Annotated in this window: 15 protein-coding genes; 2 read left to right on the forward strand and 13 right to left on the reverse strand. The window is 43.6% G+C overall.

Annotation, left to right across the window (positions count from 1 at the left end):
• Positions 1-15: 15 nt before the first annotated feature.
• The 3 genes from ACZ5AE_RS25125 to ACZ5AE_RS25135 are packed head-to-tail and all read right to left on the reverse strand — an operon-like array spanning position 16 to position 3,341.
• Entirely contained in the window at positions 16-711 is a 696-nt protein-coding gene (locus ACZ5AE_RS25125; protein WP_464567220.1) for a tetratricopeptide repeat protein, read from the reverse strand.
• A 29-nt stretch (positions 712-740) separates the two neighbouring features.
• On the reverse strand, positions 741-1,901 hold the full coding sequence (locus tag ACZ5AE_RS25130) for a cytochrome c3 family protein (protein ID WP_464567221.1): 1,161 nt from the start codon (positions 1,899-1,901) through the stop codon (positions 741-743).
• Positions 1,902-1,928: 27 nt separating this feature from the next.
• Positions 1,929-3,341, reverse strand: a complete 1,413-nt coding sequence (locus tag ACZ5AE_RS25135; protein ID WP_464567222.1) for a NapC/NirT family cytochrome c — start codon at positions 3,339-3,341, stop codon at positions 1,929-1,931.
• Positions 3,342-3,828: 487 nt separating this feature from the next.
• Between ACZ5AE_RS25135 and secA the strand changes: the two genes are divergently transcribed.
• On the forward strand, positions 3,829-6,339 hold the full coding sequence (gene secA / locus ACZ5AE_RS25140) for a preprotein translocase subunit SecA (protein ID WP_464567223.1): 2,511 nt from the start codon (positions 3,829-3,831) through the stop codon (positions 6,337-6,339).
• 340 nt (positions 6,340-6,679) lie between these two features.
• On the opposite strand, the gene ACZ5AE_RS25145 is transcribed toward secA, so the two are convergent.
• From ACZ5AE_RS25145 to ACZ5AE_RS25180, 8 genes are all read right to left on the reverse strand, one after another.
• Positions 6,680-7,951, reverse strand: coding sequence for a DUF5667 domain-containing protein (locus ACZ5AE_RS25145; protein ID WP_464567224.1), 1,272 nt, complete (start codon positions 7,949-7,951; stop codon positions 6,680-6,682).
• A gap of 158 nt (positions 7,952-8,109) precedes the next feature.
• A complete protein-coding gene (locus ACZ5AE_RS25150; protein WP_464567225.1) occupies positions 8,110-8,514 on the reverse strand; it encodes a cytochrome-c oxidase in 405 nt (134 codons plus the stop codon).
• A gap of 262 nt (positions 8,515-8,776) precedes the next feature.
• The gene (locus ACZ5AE_RS25155; protein ID WP_464567226.1) at positions 8,777-9,625 is read right to left on the reverse strand and encodes a DUF1028 domain-containing protein; all 849 of its coding nucleotides are present in this window, start codon (positions 9,623-9,625) and stop codon (positions 8,777-8,779) included.
• 182 nt (positions 9,626-9,807) lie between these two features.
• On the reverse strand, positions 9,808-11,418 hold the full coding sequence (locus tag ACZ5AE_RS25160; protein WP_464567227.1) for a gamma-glutamyltransferase family protein: 1,611 nt from the start codon (positions 11,416-11,418) through the stop codon (positions 9,808-9,810).
• 137 nt (positions 11,419-11,555) lie between these two features.
• Entirely contained in the window at positions 11,556-12,098 is a 543-nt protein-coding gene (hpf, locus tag ACZ5AE_RS25165) for a ribosome hibernation-promoting factor, HPF/YfiA family (protein ID WP_464567228.1), read from the reverse strand.
• A 324-nt stretch (positions 12,099-12,422) separates the two neighbouring features.
• A complete protein-coding gene (locus ACZ5AE_RS25170; RefSeq protein WP_464567229.1) occupies positions 12,423-13,139 on the reverse strand; it encodes a phosphoribosyltransferase family protein in 717 nt (238 codons plus the stop codon).
• 41 nt (positions 13,140-13,180) lie between these two features.
• The gene (locus ACZ5AE_RS25175) at positions 13,181-14,671 is read right to left on the reverse strand and encodes an ATP-dependent helicase ComFA (RefSeq protein WP_464567230.1); all 1,491 of its coding nucleotides are present in this window, start codon (positions 14,669-14,671) and stop codon (positions 13,181-13,183) included.
• A gap of 20 nt (positions 14,672-14,691) precedes the next feature.
• A complete protein-coding gene (locus ACZ5AE_RS25180) occupies positions 14,692-15,654 on the reverse strand; it encodes an NERD domain-containing protein (RefSeq protein ID WP_464573733.1) in 963 nt (320 codons plus the stop codon).
• A gap of 131 nt (positions 15,655-15,785) precedes the next feature.
• On the opposite strand from ACZ5AE_RS25180, the gene ACZ5AE_RS25185 reads away from it, so the two are divergent.
• Entirely contained in the window at positions 15,786-15,950 is a 165-nt protein-coding gene (locus ACZ5AE_RS25185) for a hypothetical protein (protein WP_464567231.1), read from the forward strand.
• Positions 15,951-16,187: 237 nt separating this feature from the next.
• Here the strand turns inward: ACZ5AE_RS25185 and ACZ5AE_RS25190 are convergent, their stop codons facing one another.
• Both ACZ5AE_RS25190 and ACZ5AE_RS25195 read right to left on the reverse strand, forming a co-directional pair.
• Entirely contained in the window at positions 16,188-17,030 is an 843-nt protein-coding gene (locus ACZ5AE_RS25190; RefSeq protein ID WP_464573734.1) for a DegV family protein, read from the reverse strand.
• Positions 17,031-17,169: 139 nt separating this feature from the next.
• Complete coding sequence (locus ACZ5AE_RS25195; protein WP_213117639.1) at positions 17,170-17,853, reverse strand: response regulator; 684 nt, start codon at positions 17,851-17,853, stop codon at positions 17,170-17,172.
• Positions 17,854-17,875: the final 22 nt, after the last annotated feature.

Genomic DNA, 17,875 nt, shown 5'->3' on the forward strand with positions numbered 1-17,875 from the left:
TTTCCATCTCCTTCATTATTTGTTTTTAGACTTGATACGATCCAATGCTTTGATTGCTGGTTTAAAGGTAGGGTCGTAAGAAAGTGATTCTTTGTAGATGTCCTCTGCCTCTTTTAGCTTTCCTTGGTCTTCGGCTACTAAGCCAGTCTCATAAATAACATCTGTATTGCCCGGTTTGAAACGATTTGCTTGTTCCAATGCCGCTGTTGCTTCTTTGTACATTTTTAGCTTTCTATAGCTTCTAGCTTTTAGTAGAAGACTTTTATAGTCCTGCGGTGCCAGCTTTGCTGCCTTTGTGGCCATTTGCAGTGCGTCGTCAGTTCTATTCTCTTGATCATATACAATCGCCAAATTCAAATAAGCAGCATAATAATTTTTATCCAAGTTTTTTGCTGTTTTATATTCCTTAATGGCGTTGTCATTTTCACCCTTTAAGAAGTAGCTATAGCCAAGCTGAACCCGGAGGCTAGGATCATTTGGTTTTTGCTCTACAAGCGTTTTATTATAGGTCAATTGTTTGGCAATTTCGTCATCCTTCTGGTTCCACAAATATTTTTCACTAATGTAATAGCCTGCAGATAAACATATTGCTAAGGTTCCCACAAGGAGAATAAGGGATTGCCACCATTTAAAACGATCGGTTTTTATTTTTTTTTCTTTTTGAGTACTCCTCGTAGGTTCCTGGGCATTAGGCTGTAATTTCGCTTCCATGTTCGCCCTCCTAATCTGGTTAATTACTATTATTCTTTATGGCAAGATGTACATTTCGGCTTGTTGTGACAGGTATAGCACTGTTCAGTCGGTGCTGTAACCCCTGTAAGGTCAATTGGATGGCGTTCCTTATAGTTCTTCCCTTCATGCATGGCCGGATGACAACTGCTGCATGCAATAGTCTTACTATCCTTGAAACCGGTTTTTTGGTAATCGTGGCAGGCAAGACAGTTTTCCTTGCTATCCTTTGCTATTGCACCATGTATATTGACGAATCCTTTTACGTGAGTTTCCGGTTTCGTCGTATGGCAGTTTTGACAAAATGTGTTTTCTTTTGCATAGTCCTGAGTCGACACTTGTTTTGATTTGGTCGCTCCATTACTTAAAAATTCCTGTGAAGCCGGAACCTCTTTTATGCCTTCTACTTCTGTTTCGGACATAAGTCCATGGCATTTATTGCAGCTCTTAATATCCTTTTTTGCTAAAGTGCCATGATTTTTTGTTTTGAAATCAGCCTTCTTGTGCGATTTAGGCTCCATTCCAGTATTATGGCATGTCTCACATGCATTGGAGACGTTACGAAGTTCATGACATTCCATACACGTTTCCATCTTAGGACTGGTAAACTTCACATCACTCATCATCTGTTTGCCGAGCGCTGTATCCCACTTTGAGTAATCAGATTTAAACGTCACATTCCGTTCCGCAATTTTTCCGTGAGCCACTCCACTATGACACTGGGTACACTTGATATCCTTCGCAAGGTGACTATCGTGCGGGATTATGAGATCCCCTGAGCTGGTTACCTCACGGGTTTTCATATTATGACATGACTCGCAGGCTGAATTCGGTATCTCTTTCGGCATCTGAATCGGTGCAGTGTACGTATTGGCTTCTTTCTTATAAACCTTTAATAGCCCCTCGGCTTTATTCTTCGCTACATTTTCGACCCCTGACCCAATATGGCAATTCGCACACTCGACTTCACTGTGCGTCGAAGCTTTCCAGGTATAATATTCTGGTTTCATCTCATGACAGGAAGCGCAAAACTTTGAGCTTGAGGACGCCTCCAGCCCTGAAAATCCTAGAAAGAAGAACAGGGCCAAAAAGAACAATGCCAGCGTCAAAAACTTAAATCCTCTATAGCGAAAACGGGGAGGGGCCGTTCGTGTTTCTTTTTCATCATCCATAATGCGTCCCTCCATTTTTAAGATTGATTAATTTTTAACTTCATCTTTAAACCCTGTTCTATGGCAATATTGACAATAAACATCTGTCGGTGCCTTAGCACTAGCTGAATCGGCAGCTGGTTTTTCACGATCATGACAAACATAACATTCTGCCTTTTGATCTGCTGTTTTTGCTTGGCTGGAGTGAGCAGTCAGCCATTGGTCGCTTTCACCATGTCCTTCTGGACGATCTGCGTGGCAAGCAGCGCAAAACTTATTGGTGCGGGCCTGGTCTTTTGCAAGAGTAACGTTAGGCGTGTATTTTACTTTTTCATTGCCCATTTTAAGCAAGGAAATGATGTCTTCCTTCGGAATTTCTCTTATCCACTTGGAATCCTGGTGGCAGTTCATACATTGATCCAGCTTTTGAATAGCTGTCGTACCGTGGTTCTGATTCCAATCAACTGCTTTGTGCGTTTTAGGAATGTTTAATTTTTTATGACAGGTTTCACAGGACATTGAGATCTTAACGTCTTTTTGCTGTTTGCCGATGGCTTGTAAAATTAGCTCCTGCGTTTTTTCTTCATGGGCCTTTGCCAATTCCTCAGCTGTTCCAGTACCGGTTGTTCCTTCCGCTGCAGGTTTAGTTGTTGTTTCCTTGGCTGATTCACTAACTGTCTCTTTCTTGCTTTCATCAATTTTTTTCTCTACTTCCTCCGGGTTTGGAGGAACAAGGTAGGCTACATCTTTCCAAGGTTTTTCGCCATTGTTTACTTTGTCATGGCAGTCGATACAGGTCCCCATATTTGGACGCAGATATTTCTTTTCCATAATCTTTTCGGCAGTTTCTTTCGTAAACTCTCCACGAACCTCATCCGTGTTAATACCGCGTGCAGCCATTTTAGCGTGAACGACACCTGCATGGCAGGAGATACAAGGGATTCCTTCTTCAATATGGCCTTTGTGGTTTACCTTTAGGTCCCCGGAAGCGGTAACGAGACGGTTCTTAGAGTGACATTGCATACAGTTTTCGTTAGATACAACTTCTTCTTCTGTTTGGACAATTTGTTTTGGCACCCCTGTGACGTGATAATAAACTTCCTTCAGGGATTTCACTTTGTGTGTAAGCATATTGATTGTCCCTGGTTTGATATGGCACTGGACGCAAGTGATATTGTTGTGGGCACTTGCCGTAAACGTAGAATATTCAGGCGCCATTTCGTGACAGCTTGAACAAAAAGTCGGCGAGTTGGTTAAAGTAAGAGCCCCATAACTCCCGCCACCAACAACAATCAACCCAATTAGTGAAATGAACAAGACTTTCCATCGTGTGACCGGATCCTTCCAATCTATGTTTTTGACTTTTTGCCAAAGTCTGCGAAATAGGCCCACCTTTTTTCTATCTTCACTTTCACTTGCATCGGGATCGGTTTCTTTTTTCTTTTTCCCCCAAAAGGCCATTTTCCTCACCCTTCCCATATTTGATTGGTTCTCTATTTATTTTCCATCGCTACCTCTCTAAAGGTAGTATCTTACATAAAAAAGAAGAATCCAATGTACAATTTGTGAATATTTTTACATTCACAGAATTGCTACAATCCACTAAATAAACAATATATAAACGTTGTAATATAAAGGTTCTATTAACAATATAAGCAGAGTGTAAAACTGCATTAGAACTAATTTTTATACATAAATATTTAAAAATATACAAACAACCATAGACTCTTAAAGGCACCCCATAAGTTCTATGCATTTTTCATGGATTTGTCATAATTGAAGTGGATAATATGATGTTAGGCAGTGATTTTTTGCTGAGTTTCTTCCATTGTTGTCACCAGCATAGTGGAAATGGTAAGATTAAATAGGAAAATTAGCTATTTTTATTGGATCTATTTTTTCAAAAAATGCTTTTCGAGTCTCAGATAAAAGGAGCGTTTCATCAAATATGGGGATTTTAAATAAAGTGTTTGACTTAAATAAACGTGAGCTGAAACGGCTGGACAAGCTGGCTGTAAAAGTTGATGCGCTTGCCTCGGAAACCGAACGATTGACCGATGAGCAGCTGCGTGAAAAAACGGAAGAGTTCAAGGCCCGCTACCAAAAAGGCGAAACGCTCGATGACCTATTAGTTGAGGCGTTTGCGGTTGTCCGCGAAGGTGCCCGCCGTGTGCTTGGCCTTTATCCATACCATGTTCAGCTAATGGGGGGTATTTCTCTGCATGAGGGGAATATTTCCGAGATGAAAACCGGTGAAGGTAAAACCTTAACGGCGACAATGCCAGTATACTTGAATGCCTTGTCCGGAAAAGGCGTGCACGTTGTTACTGTCAACGAATACTTGGCAAGCCGTGACGCCACCGAAATGGGACAGTTATATGAATTTTTGGGGCTTACCGTCGGATTAAATTTGAACAGCATGGATAAGGACGAAAAGAAAGCTGCCTATGCCTGCGATATTACGTATGGTACGAATAACGAGTTTGGTTTCGACTACCTGCGTGATAATATGGTCCTTTATAAAGAACAAAAGGTACAGCGACCACTCTTTTTTGCAGTAATCGACGAGGTGGACTCAATTTTAATTGACGAAGCACGGACACCATTAATTATTTCTGGATCTGCCCAGAAGTCCACGGTTCTCTATATGCAGGCAAATGCGTTTGTCCGTACGCTGAGAAGAGACCATGATTATACGTACGATGAAAAAACAAAGGCCGTAATGTTGACAGAAGAAGGGATCAGCAAGGCGGAGAAGAGTTTCGGAATTGAAAACCTGTTTGATATTTCCCATGTAACATTGAACCATCATATTAACCAAGCGCTTAAGGCGATTGTGACGATGCACCTAGATGTCGATTATGTCGTGCAGGATGGCGAAATTGTCATTGTTGACCAATTTACAGGCCGTCTAATGAAAGGCCGCCGTTACAGCGAAGGCTTGCACCAAGCGATTGAGGCCAAGGAAGGCGTCGAGATTCAAAACGAAAGTATGACAATGGCGACGATTACGTTCCAAAACTACTTCCGGATGTATGAAAAATTATCCGGAATGACTGGTACAGCGAAAACAGAAGAAGAAGAATTCCGCAACATTTATAATATGAACGTTATCGTCATTCCAACGAATCGTCCGATTGCCCGTGATGACCGTGCCGATTTAATTTACGCATCAATGGCAGGCAAGTTCAATGCCGTTGTCGAAGATATCGCTGAGCGCCATCAAAAAGGACAGCCTGTACTTGTGGGAACGGTCGCAATTGAAACATCTGAACTGATTTCTCATCTGCTTTCGAAAAAGGGTGTTCGCCACAATGTCTTGAACGCTAAAAACCATGCACGTGAAGCGGAAATTATCCAAGAAGCGGGTCAGGCAGGAGCAGTCACGATTGCGACGAACATGGCCGGACGCGGTACCGATATTAAACTTGGCGAAGGTGTTAAAGAGCTGGGCGGACTTGCCGTAATTGGTACCGAGCGTCACGAGAGCCGCCGTATTGATAACCAGCTGCGCGGACGTTCCGGTCGTCAAGGGGACCCTGGTATCACTCAATTCTACTTATCCATGGAAGATGAATTGATGCGCCGCTTCGGTTCTGACAATATGAAAGCAATGATGCAAAAACTTGGCATGGATGATACCCAGCCAATTCAAAGTAAGATGGTATCTCGAGCTGTGGAAAGTGCGCAGAAACGAGTGGAGGGTAACAACTTTGATGCCCGTAAACAGTTATTGCAATATGATGATGTACTTCGCCAGCAGCGTGAGATTATTTATACTCAACGTGATGAGGTACTGGAATCCGAGAATTTACGTGAAATCGTTCAAAATATGATTTTACGGTCCATTCAGCGCCACGTCGAGGTCAATGCGCCTGGACATATGGATGAGGAAGAATGGAATCTTAAAGGTATTGTGGACTTTGCCCATGCAAACTTGCTTGGGGAAGGCGTGGTAACAATTGAAGACTTGCGCGGCAAGGATCAGGAAGAGATGGTCGAGTTTATTTTTGCTAAGTGTAAAGAGCACTACGAGGAAAAAGAACAGCTTCTATCCTCTGAGCAAATGCGCGAGTTTGAAAAGGTTGTTACATTGCGTGCTGTAGATTCAAAATGGATTGACCACATCGATGCGATGGACCAGCTTCGCCAAGGAATTCACCTGCGGGCTTACGGACAAACAGATCCTTTACGCGAATACCAGCATGAAGGTCTTGCAATGTTCGAGGCAATGGTGGAATCCATTGAGGATGAAGCGGCCATGTACATCATGAAAGCGGAAATTCGCAATAACCTTGAGCGCCAAGAGGTCGCCCAGGGCCATGCTGTAAACCCGAAGGAAGACGGCGAGACTGTTAAGAAGAAGCCGAAGGTCAATAAGGACAATGTTGGACGGAATGACCCATGTCCTTGCGGAAGCGGGAAGAAGTATAAGAATTGCCATGGGGCAGGGATATAATTTTTATATTTGAGATGGAGTCGGCAATCAGATTGCCGGCTCTTTTTCTAATTTTGCAGCATTTGTATTGGTCCTCACTACATAAATTAGGGCTTTTTCAACCAAGTTCCGAAGGTTCACGACATCATTTTAGACATTCACGTCAAAAACACGAGGTCTCACGACATAAATTGGTATAATTTAGGTTTTTCCATTTCCCTCACTTCTCCCTTTCAACATCTTCCGGATCTCACGACATTATTTCATGACAAAAGAAAAAGAGCCAGGGTGTACCGCCCTGACTTAGTGTTAATGATCCCGGTATAACCGAGGCCTTTCCATTTCTTAAAATTTATTAGGATTAATAATTTCCGTTTCCATGTGCTTCTGCAGCTTTTTTACCTGCTTCAGCATGCTTTTGGGCTGCCTGGGATTGTTTTTCTTGAGCTCTTTGTGCTGCTGCAGCTTGTTTTTCAGCAGCCTTTGCAGCGGCTTGAGCATGCTTTTCAGCAGCTTTTGCTTGAGCTGCAACTTGTTGCTCTGCCCCTTTATTCGTAGTTTCAGTTTGTGCCTGGCGAGCTGTTGCAGTATCCCCGCTTTGGCTGCTTTCTTCTGTTACAGTTGCAACTTCGTCTGTAGTTTGCGTAGTTTCTTCAACTGCTGTTTCGGTCTTCTCTTGTTTCTTTTGCTTTCCTAGAGCTTTACCATGTTTTTTCACAGTTGCTGTTTGATCGTTCGAAACTTTTTCTTCAATTTGCTGCACTTGATCAGCAAAATCCGCATCTTTCTCTTCAAGCTTGGCAAACTTCTTCTCAAGTTTTACAAATGATTTTTGAATGTTTTTCATTAAAGCCTGTTGGGCAGTCGGATTTTCCACATGGCTAAGGGCCCCCAGTAGTGCATCGATGTTGTTGGCTAACTTGCCTTCAACAGTACCTTCAGCAGTGGTTTGTGAATCGTCAGTTTTTTCAACATCAGCAGTTTGAGTGTCGTCTGCTTTTTCCACATCAGCGGATTCTTTGTCAGTACCTTCTTCAGAAGCTGTAAGCTGCTCTGCTGCCTTCTCTTGTGTTGCAAGAGCGTCCTTCAGCAGCTGCTCTGCTTCGTCCGTTTTTCCATCTACAATCAACGTGTTTGCTTCAGCAATACGTTCGGCCGCAAAACTAGCCAAAAGCTTTGCTTCCTCATAATCATCAAATGTAAAAGCAAGACGGATTTTTTCTGTGATGGTTTTTACAAAATAAAAAAAATCTCCAGGAACCAAGGATGGCGCTTCTGCTTTTTCAACGTCTTCTGTTTGGGCTTGGTCTTCTTGCTTTACTTCGTCATCGACTGCCACAGTTTCGTCAGCATCAGTGTCTTCTACTGTTGCTTCATCTGATGGAGTTTCAGCATCTTCGGAAGTTGTTGTTTCCGATGCATTATCTACTTGTTCAGTAGTGGTCTCATCAGTTGCGTTTTCAGTAGTTGTTGCTGTTTGATCTGTAACCTGTTCTGTAGTCGTACCTGTTACTGCAGAATCCTCCGCTGTGTCATTGCCAGTAGCAAAGGCCGCCCCTGCTCCTACTGAAAAAATAAGTGATGATGCCAGTACACCACTAGTTACTATGTTTGTCAGTTTCATATTTTTCATGTCTTTTATTGCCTCCTTGTGAAGTTCTAATAAACTTTACGTCGGGTCTTTTTCTTTTTTGTAGGTGATGAATAAAAGTTTTTGTAAAGAGGTACATTTACCTGCTCCATTATAAAAAAACGACCATCAAATAAATGATAGCCGTCTTAAAAGTCCTATTAAACTGAAAATTTATTACCAGTTTGCACGTTTGTACCTTTTCCAACATGCTTGAAGAGGTTAATTGTGAAACAAATAACTCCTACAACTACAACAATGGAGCCGATTACCGCTACCGGCAGGGCCGCATTGCTTCCAGTTAGAACCTGCGTCGCAATACCGATCATCATCACGGGCAAACCGATATTATGGAACCAAAAGTGTGTTTTTGCGAGCTTCGTGTTGGCTGCTTGTGGATAAAAATGATAAATGAGTCCAAATATTGCCATCGACACCCAGCCAAGCAGGTTGATGTGAGCATGTACTGATGCCAGACGGAAGTCATGGATAATCCCCATCGTGATTCCCGCTAAAACCCCAATTGTAAAATAAACAGATGCAACTTTTAGAAATGATTTGCCCATCCTCTTTGTTCCTCCAAAAGACCTATATCGTATACTTTTCCAATTTAATAGATTTTTACCAAATTTTCAATAGATTTTAAGAAAAAAACACTATGATGATAGTAAAAAATAACTAGATTGAATCTGGGCAAATATAAAACGGGCCCGATACGGACCCGAAATGAGTTATATAAAGTGTGTAATTAATTTTGGAATTAGCACAGCCGAATGTTCCTGCTTTTTAAAAAGGAACCCTTTGCTAAAAGAAATTGGAGAGTAGTGTTTATTTTTTGTTTTCCTTTAAAAAATCAAGAACTTCTAGGTCAATCCAGCCCGTCTTTTGTTCTCGCATTTCAAAATTTTCCGTATGAATAAAAGTGGTTAGCGCCTGATAGATTTTATCATCACTGGTGTCAACGTCCGGAAGGTACCCTAAACGTTTTAAATGTTGCGTTACCTCTGTTTTAACCTTTCCTTCAACTGCTGCTATTTTTTCATTCTTAGCAGGTGAAAAATAGAGCTGCTGAAGCTGATAGATTCTCATTAACTCCTTGATTGGATCAGGATGATCGTCTACACGAAGGTCGATGTACCGGTCGTTGTAGCCTCCGTAACCGCCTTTTTCTTTCACGACATAAAGGGCTGCAGACTGTTTGCCACGGCTGTCACCGCCCGCTTCCTGCCCTGCATCTAAGGCGGCAAGAAGCCTTTCAGCCAGCGTTCCTTCCGCTTTTTGAAAAATTTCAGCCATCGCTTGGACAGTTTTAGCATCAACTAAAATGTTCCCCTGCGCTGCAAAGTGTGGTCCTGCGATGCCACCGGCCCAGCTATAGCAGGCGCTTCCTGTATATGTTGCGGAGTTGCCCTTAGCATCTACGAGTCCAACCTGGCGCATTTCTTTGTCAGGATCATCAGCAAGGATGACTTCAAGTGTTTCTTGTGCTGACTTTCCTTGCGCCATCAATTCAAGAGCCCTTGGGCCGTAAGAAGTATTGGCATAGGATTGGGTTGCAACCGCACCGATTCCCGCTTTGGCCCACGGAACCACGGCCCCTACGCCTAAAAATTTAGATTGAACGGCGATGCCCCATTCTTTTTTTACCGGGTCATAACCGACGATTGAAAATGTCATTTGGTTTGCCTCTCCTTTTGAAGTAATCCGCGGATTTACAGCAGATATCCGCCGAGTATGCCGTTATATCCGCCAAATCTCGGAAATATCCGCCAAATTAGAATTGTTATCCGCCGAATTTTAAGGTCTATCCGCCGAACAGAGTTTTTTAAATCCATGTCCGAGCTTCCGCCGCCCTTGAATCACCAGGCAGCAACGGACCCGTCTGTCCGCGGTTCAGTGCCGCCCATCAAAACACCGGTTTCCGGGTCACGCCAGATGATCTGCCCACGACCAAACGAGCCTGTGTCAAGGGCAACCTCAATCTGATGTCCTTTCCGGGCCAAGGCCTGAGCAATGTGGTTGGGGAAATGCGGCTCGACTTGAATTTTCTTCCCCTCAATCCACTGCCACCTTGGAGCGTCCAGCGCAGCTTGAGGGTTCAAACCAAAGTCGACCGTATTCATGATAACTTGCATATGACCTTGCGGCTGCATGTAGCCGCCCATGACGCCGAACGGCCCAACCGGCTGATCTCCTTTGGTCAAGAAACCTGGGATAATGGTGTGGTACGTTTTGCAGCCCGGTCTTAGAGCATTAGCATGAGAAGGGTCGAGTGAAAAATCATGACCACGGTTCTGCAAAGATACCCCCGTGCCAGGTACTACGATGCCGGAGCCAAAGCCCATATAGTTGCTCTGAATGTATGACACCATGTTCCCTTCACCATCAGCAGCAGCTAGATAGACTGTTCCCCCACGCGGCAGCTCATACGGAAACGGCTGGAGCGCTTCGTCGGCGATTTCCCGACGTCTCTTATCGCCATACTCGTCGCAAAGAACATCAGCGATCTTCATTTTCATAAAAGAAGGATCGGTAATATAGGCCTTGCCGTCTGTGTAGGCAAGCTTCATAGCTTCGATTTGCTTGTGATATGTATCGATCGTTTCCTTTTCGGTTAGCTCAAAGCCCTTGACGATGTTCAATGCGAGCAGCGCCACAAGCCCCTGTCCGTTAGGCGGAATCTCCCACACGTCGTAGCCCCGGTAGTTCAGCTTTATCGGCTCAACCCACTCGGCCCAGTATGCTTCAAGGTCTTTTTTGGAGATGAACCCATTGTGACGTTCGGAAAAGGCTGCTATTTGGTCGGCAATTTCACCACGATAAAAGCTTTCCGCTTTTGTTTCGGCGATGGATCGGAGAGTCCCTGCGTGATCCGGGGAACGCCAGATTTCTCCCGCCTTTGGTGCACTTCCTTTCGGGGCAAATGTGTCAAACCAGGGCTGGAATTCCTCACTGGTGAGCGTTTGTTTGTAATGCATGTAGGCGCGTCCCCAGTTTTTAGCAAGAACAGGCGTCAATGGATAGCCGTTTTCGGCATAGTCAATGGCCGGCTGGAGTACCTCTTTTAGAGGAAGGCGGCCAAATTTTTGGGAGAGCTCTGCCCATGCTGATGGTGCACCTGGAACTGTTACCGGGATAAGACCATGAGCTGGCATTTTATCATAGCCGCGCGCCTTAACTGCATCAATAGTCAGCGATTTTGGGGCCGGGCCGCTGGCGTTCAGTCCGTGAAGCTTGCCCTTCGTCCAAACAAGCGCAAAGGCATCACTGCCGATGCCATTAGAGGTTGGTTCAAGAACTGTTAATGCCGCCGCAGTCGCAATTGCAGCGTCGATGGCGTTGCCTCCTTTTTTAAGAATGTCCAGCCCCGCCTGGGCAGCAAGCGGCTGAGAGGTGGCAACCATCCCTCGCCGGGCAAACACGGTCGTTCGGCGGGATGGATACGGATTGTACTGGTAATCAAAATTCATTTAAGAACCCCTCTTTCAATTGTTATGTTACTACTATTATATAGAAGATTCTGAATTTAGGGTACCGTAATATTTTCATAACACCATTAAAAAACGCTGCCAAGGGATAGGGGCCCCAGCAGCGTTTTAATAGTTTATTAATGTGCTTCGATTAGACCGTAGCGGCCGTCTTTACGCTTGTATACAACGTTGGTACGGTTAGTATCGGAATTCGTGAATACGTAAAAGTTATGGCCTAACAGATTCATCTGCAGGATTGCTTCTTCGCTGTCCATTGGCTTAAGGTCGAAGCGTTTTGTACGAACTAATTCCAGCTCCTCATCATCATGGACATCTGCAGCATTCGGAGTTGTGAATTGGAAATCAACATTTCCTTTTTCACGGAACTTGCGATTCACCTTTGTTTTGTGCTTTCTGATTTGACGCTCTAGCTTGTCAGTGATCAGGTCAATCCCAGCATACATATCCTGGTTTGTTTCTTCGGCACGCAATACTAAATTTGGAAGTGGAATTGTTACCTCTACCTTGGAAGTTTTATCTGGATTGAATCTAAGATTCACGTTAACTTTTGCATCAGGTGCTTCTGTAAAATAACGCTCCAATTTTGAGATTTTCTTTTCTACATACTCTCTGATTGCTGGAGTTACCTCAATGTTTTCACCACGTACGTTATAGTTCATGTGTGGAGTCCTCCTTTATTTTAAGGCTATGTATTACATTTCTATTTTACCCTATGATTATCCTGCTGAATCAACATAAATTGTTTGTCGATTTATTGACAAAAACACTGGGAAAATAGTGACAATGTTTTGCACAGCCTTTGACTTGTGTGGAGAAATTTACTATTATGAATGGTTGTCCATCTTTATTTTAATATTTATTGGGACAATTTTCCACTAATAAGCTTTGGGAATATGGGAAATTGATTTGAAACGATTGAGGATAGCCCTTAAATGTTCGCCTAGATGGACTGTGTCTTCGCGCGGTGCCTAACACCATTACTCCTATCTAGCCAATGTTATGGACCAGACTGTGTCAGCGCCTGCTTGTTTGAGGAGTTTTGCAGCATGTCTTAGTGTGGAACCGGTGGTGTAGATGTCATCGATGAGCATGACACTTTTTCCATGAAGGTTGGTTTGGGAGTCGATTTGAAAGACTTGGGGGAGATGGATTCGCTCCGACCTGGATTTTTTGGACTGCTTTTCGGTGTGGACCCGCGAAAGTATATCAGTTGGCATTATTCCCGATTCTGTCAAAATTGCCGCAGCCTGATTGAAGCCTCGTTCGTAAAGCCGTTCTTCACTTAACGGGATCGGCACAAATAAATCTGCTTCCCAACCTTTCGTAACCTCCCGGAAGTAATCCGCAAACACTTTGGCTAGTACGTAATCCCCGCGAAATTTATATTTTGCCATTATCTCTTTTAAGAAATCATTATAAAGAAAAATTGAAGTATTCTTTTGAAGGAATCCTTGCCATTCAGGGTCCTCTTCCCAGCGTGTACAATCATGGCATAAATCCCCGTCGCGAAATTGCTCGTCCAACAGTCGGAACGGTCTGCAGCACATCCGGCACATATCTCCTTCTATTTTTTCAAACTTCCCATCACAATTTGCGCATACACGATGCTCTTTTTCTTTTGAAAAAAAAGCAATCCATCCTATATCCGGATATATTATTTCTTGACAGATAAGACATCGGTTTTGACTGAGAAAATTCATTTGTTTTGTCCCTTTCTCTGAAAAAAATAGAAAGCCTTCCATCACACGTCAATCAATCCCCGCATCACTCCCTCCCGGTTCATCATGCCAATCTGCTTTCTAGCCTTCAACATCTCCTCTGTTTTTCCATAATGAAAAAAGGTCACTACCCCATCTGGATAATCCTTGCTTCGTCCTGCCCTTCCAGCGATCTGCACAAGGGCGCTTTCTGTAAAAATCAAATCCTCGGCACCCATAACGGCAACATCAATATTGGGAAAAGTAACGCCCCGCTCAAGGATGGTGGTGGTTAGCAGTAATGGAATTTCTTTTGCCCGCATCTTTTGTACCTTTTCTTTCCGTTCAGGGTCTTCTGCGTGAACAACTTCGATTCTTGAATCGAGCTTGCGAAGTAATGGAAGGGCTTTTTCCATCAAAGGAATATGGGGAAAGAAAACAAGTGCCTGTTTGCCGCTTTCGAGCCTGTCTTTTATCCAGCGAATGACATTGGCGGGAAGCCTGCCTTTTTGGAGCTGTTTTTGCCAGTTGCCGCACCACGTAAATTCAGGAACAGGCAGAGGCTTTCGATGAAATCGTGCTGGAATAGTAGTAAACGACCGTTTGCCAGTGCGGCATTCTCTTTGCCATTGTTGATTGGGGGTAGCAGTCAAGTAAATCATCGCGGAAGACGGTTTCCGGGACTGATACGCTGCATGCTGGAGCGATTCCTCGACCGTGTAAGGGAAGGCGTCAACCTCGTCCACGATCAGCGCATCAAATGCTTGATAAAAACGGAGCAGCTGGTGTGTTGTGGCAATTGTTAAAGGTGCATAAAGATGGCGGTCCTTGCTGCCTCCGTATAGGGAAGCTACACCGATCTCAGGAAAAGCTTCCTCAAGTCTCGGAGTCAGTTCAAGGACAACGTCGGTTCTCGGCGTGGCGATGCAGATCCTTTTTTGGGCAGCGAGAGCAGCCTCAATCCCGGCAAAAAGCACCTCAGTTTTCCCTGCTCCGCAAACGGCCCAAACAAGCCACTCCTTTTTTTGCTGGATAGCCTCGACCACCATGTCTGAAGCCACCCGCTGCCCTTCTGAAAGGATACCATTCCAGGCCATAATTTTTTGCGGAAGAGTAGTGTCAGGCGCCGGACCGTTCCAGCCGATGAAAGGGGTGCATTCACTGATTCTTCCCATCATGATACAATGGCGGCAATAAAGGCAGTTTTCTCCGCACCGGGAGCACGGGAAGGTTGCAAACATCCGTTGATCCTTGTTACCGCATCGCATGCACACAGGCTTTTTCCCGATATAATCGATGCCTTTACGATATGTAACATAGCCATTCTCGTAGTGCGATTGAATATCATTTAGTGGGTGCGGGATATCGTCAAGGAGGAGCTGCTTCCCTGCGAGAAGCTGTTGGAGTTCGCGGCTGTACGTAAAGTTAGGGTTTAACGGTGGCTGCGGGATTTCCGGTATTTGCGTGATTCGATAGGAATCTTCTGTGAAAAATCTTTGTGGGATGAGTTTTTCATTCTTTCTTTGAAAACGCAATGGGGCACCTTCTTTTTTTATTAAAGTTTTGATGGAAAGTAAAGACGGGCTTTGTTTTTTCCTTCGTAAGGCAGATGTAAACGGAAGAGGATTTTTTGAGCAGTATCATTTGTTGGCAGGTGGAGGAATCCTCGTAATTCGGCATTTGTAATGGATGGTTTAATCAGAAGAAAGTGGTCCTTTATCGCCTCAATATAAGCATCTTTTGAAGTTGTTTGACAAACGGGGCAATGCCATTTTCCCCTATTGTAATTCATCGGAATGTGGAGGCATTGAGGACATCGGACTCCAGAAATGATGTCTTTTACCTTGAGGCCGTATTTCTCTAAAATATTAATTTTTTTAGGGCTGTGCTTGCTTAAAAGGAAATTGGCTATATTAAGGAGGCTATTGTCATCGACCTTTGGTAGTGGGAAGGTTTTTTCAAATACTTCAATTTTATTAAAAAGGTCCCTCCTCTTACATACCTTTTTAAAAGCATTGATATCATTGGAGTTGGTTTTTAAATTGGTTTTAATATTGCTGAAAAAAACAAGCTGGTCGATTGGTAAAAAGTTCATTCCATATTTCGCAAGGAATCTTCCAAGAAGCATCCTCAGCGTTTCTGCTTGAACTCGCGGGTCCTCAAAAACGTCTTCTGAACCGTCTTGATTAATACGTATTAATTGGTTAAAAACATTATCGAACATCAACGTACCTATTATATTTTTCGCTTCTATTATGAGAATGTAATTACGGGAGATAAGGAGAGTGTCAATTTGGAAATGTATTCCGTTGAGTTCCAGTTGGAGGTCGTGGAAGATGTAATATTTTTCGTTCGGAAGTTGTTTTACATAATATTTTAAAGTAAGTTCACCTTTATAACCGGCTTTAATTTTGGCGAGGTCTTTTTCAACTTCAAAATGTTTGGGATGGCCAGGTATGAGTCGATAGTGTAAAACCTCGGTCAAGATAAGCCATTGTGGTATAGGCAGTTCTCTCATTAACAATGGAATCGTCGCTCCTTTTCAAAATTTTCGATGAAATTCTACCTATATTTTATATTTTCAGGGAAATATTGTCGAATTTTAACCTATGTTAATTTTGTAGATTTTGAGGGTGCGAGGGAATTGGTATGGATATCCGCCGAAACTTGTTTGATATCCGCCAAATTACGGAGGATATCCGCCGAAACCTGGTCCAATATCCGCCGATTCTGGACGAGAATCCGCCGAATCTTCAAGTATATCCGCCTAACCGATTTTTAATATTACCTTTTTTTAATGCTCCTCTGGCCTAACTTACCGGCTGGAACTTAATTTCTTTCCCCCACTTGGTTATCCGCCAATTATAAATAGATTTCCGCCGAAATTCGGGGGGTATCCGCCAAACCAAGTTCAATATCTGCCAAATATATTTGGGTATCCGCTGAATCTTAAAAATTATCCGCCAAGCCCCTTTTTTAAGAACTCTAACGAAATTGATCCCACAAAAAAAACCATTCCAGTAACCCGGAATGGCAAGTAACTTCAAAAACCTATTTCTTCATCCACCCCATGCCCATCGCGCCTTCCCCAAGATGGGTTCCAATAACGGCGCCAAAGTAGCCGATGGAGAAGTCGACGTTTGGATAAAGAGCCTCAAGCTCTTTTTTCCACTCCTTTGCTTCCTCCTCACGATTGGCATGGATTACTACAGCCTGGTAGCGGCCGCCGCCCATTGCATCCTCTCCAAGTAAATCTGCAATCCGTTTCATTGCTTTCTTACGGGTGCGGATTTTTTCATAAGGGACTATTACTTTGTCCACAAAATGCAATAAGGGTTTGACCTGCAACAGGCTGCCAATTAACGCGGCTGCTCCTGATAACCGTCCGCCACGCTGTAGGTGCGATAGGTCGTCAACCATGAAATAAGCGCGGGCAGTGCTCTTCAGTTCTTCCAAGCGAGCCATAATCCGCTCAGGATCCATTCCCCTTGATGCCCATTCTGCTGCCTCTAATGCATAAAATCCTTGAACCATGCAGCTAATTTCCGAGTCAAATGAGTACACTTTGATGCCCTCAACCATTGTTCCGGCTGTTACCGAGCCTTGGTATGTGCCGCTGATGCCGCTCGATAAATGGATACTGATAACCGCATCGTAACCCTCTGCCTCCAACTGTTCAAACAACTCCACAAACTGCCCGATTGGAGGCTGGGATGTAGTAGGCAGGTCTTTTGCCTTTACCTCTTCGTAAAACTGTTGCCAGTTAATATCGATTTCTTCCCGGTAGACTTCATTGCCGAAAATGACATTCAACGGGATCATATGTATATTCCATTTATCTAGTAATTCCTTGGGAATGTATGCGGTACTGTCTGTGACAATTGCCGTTTTCATATTTTTTTTACCATCCTTATTTTTTACATTAATTGGTTTGCTCAATATTTTATCAAAAAAACTTTCTCCAAAAAAGAAAAAGAACACGCATTGCGCGTGCTCTCCAATCGTAACATAAAATAGTTTTTCAGAAAAATAACTATCTTACTTCCACCCAGCCATTCTTAATCGCCACCACAACAGCCTGAGTACGGTCATTTACATTCATTTTTTGCAAGATATTAGATACATGGTTTTTAACGGTCTTTTCACTGATGTAAAGCGCTTCGCCAATGCCTCGGTTGCTTTTTCCATCAGCCAGCATTTGCAGAACCTCACACTCACGACGTGTCAATAAATGAAGCGGGCGGCGGATTTCAATCGTCTGCACGTAAGAACCCCCGCGCGTCACACCTGCTGCCAGTTTACGATATTCATTGACTAAATTATGAGTCACCTTTGGATGCAGGTAAGACCCTCCGTCTGCCACGACACGGACCGCTTCAATCAACGCATCAGCATCCATCTCTTTTAACAGATAACCGCAGGCACCTGTCTGCAGTGCATGAGTGACATAATTCTCATCATCATGAATAGAAAGGATGATAATCTTAGTATCCGGATATTTAGCAACGAGTTCGCGAGTTGCCTCTACACCATTCATTTGCGGCATATTGATGTCCATGATGACAACATCAGGACGGTGCTCTTCAACTAGCGTTAATGCCTCGCTGCCGTCATCACCTTCTGCCACGACCTGGAACGATTTCTCAAATTCTAGTATTCTCTTAACACCTTCTCTAAAAAGCTGGTGATCATCAATAATAATAATCTTTGTAGTCATGTGTAACGCCTCCTAGTTTTCA

This window comes from Neobacillus sp. S1227, from assembly GCF_055385255.1.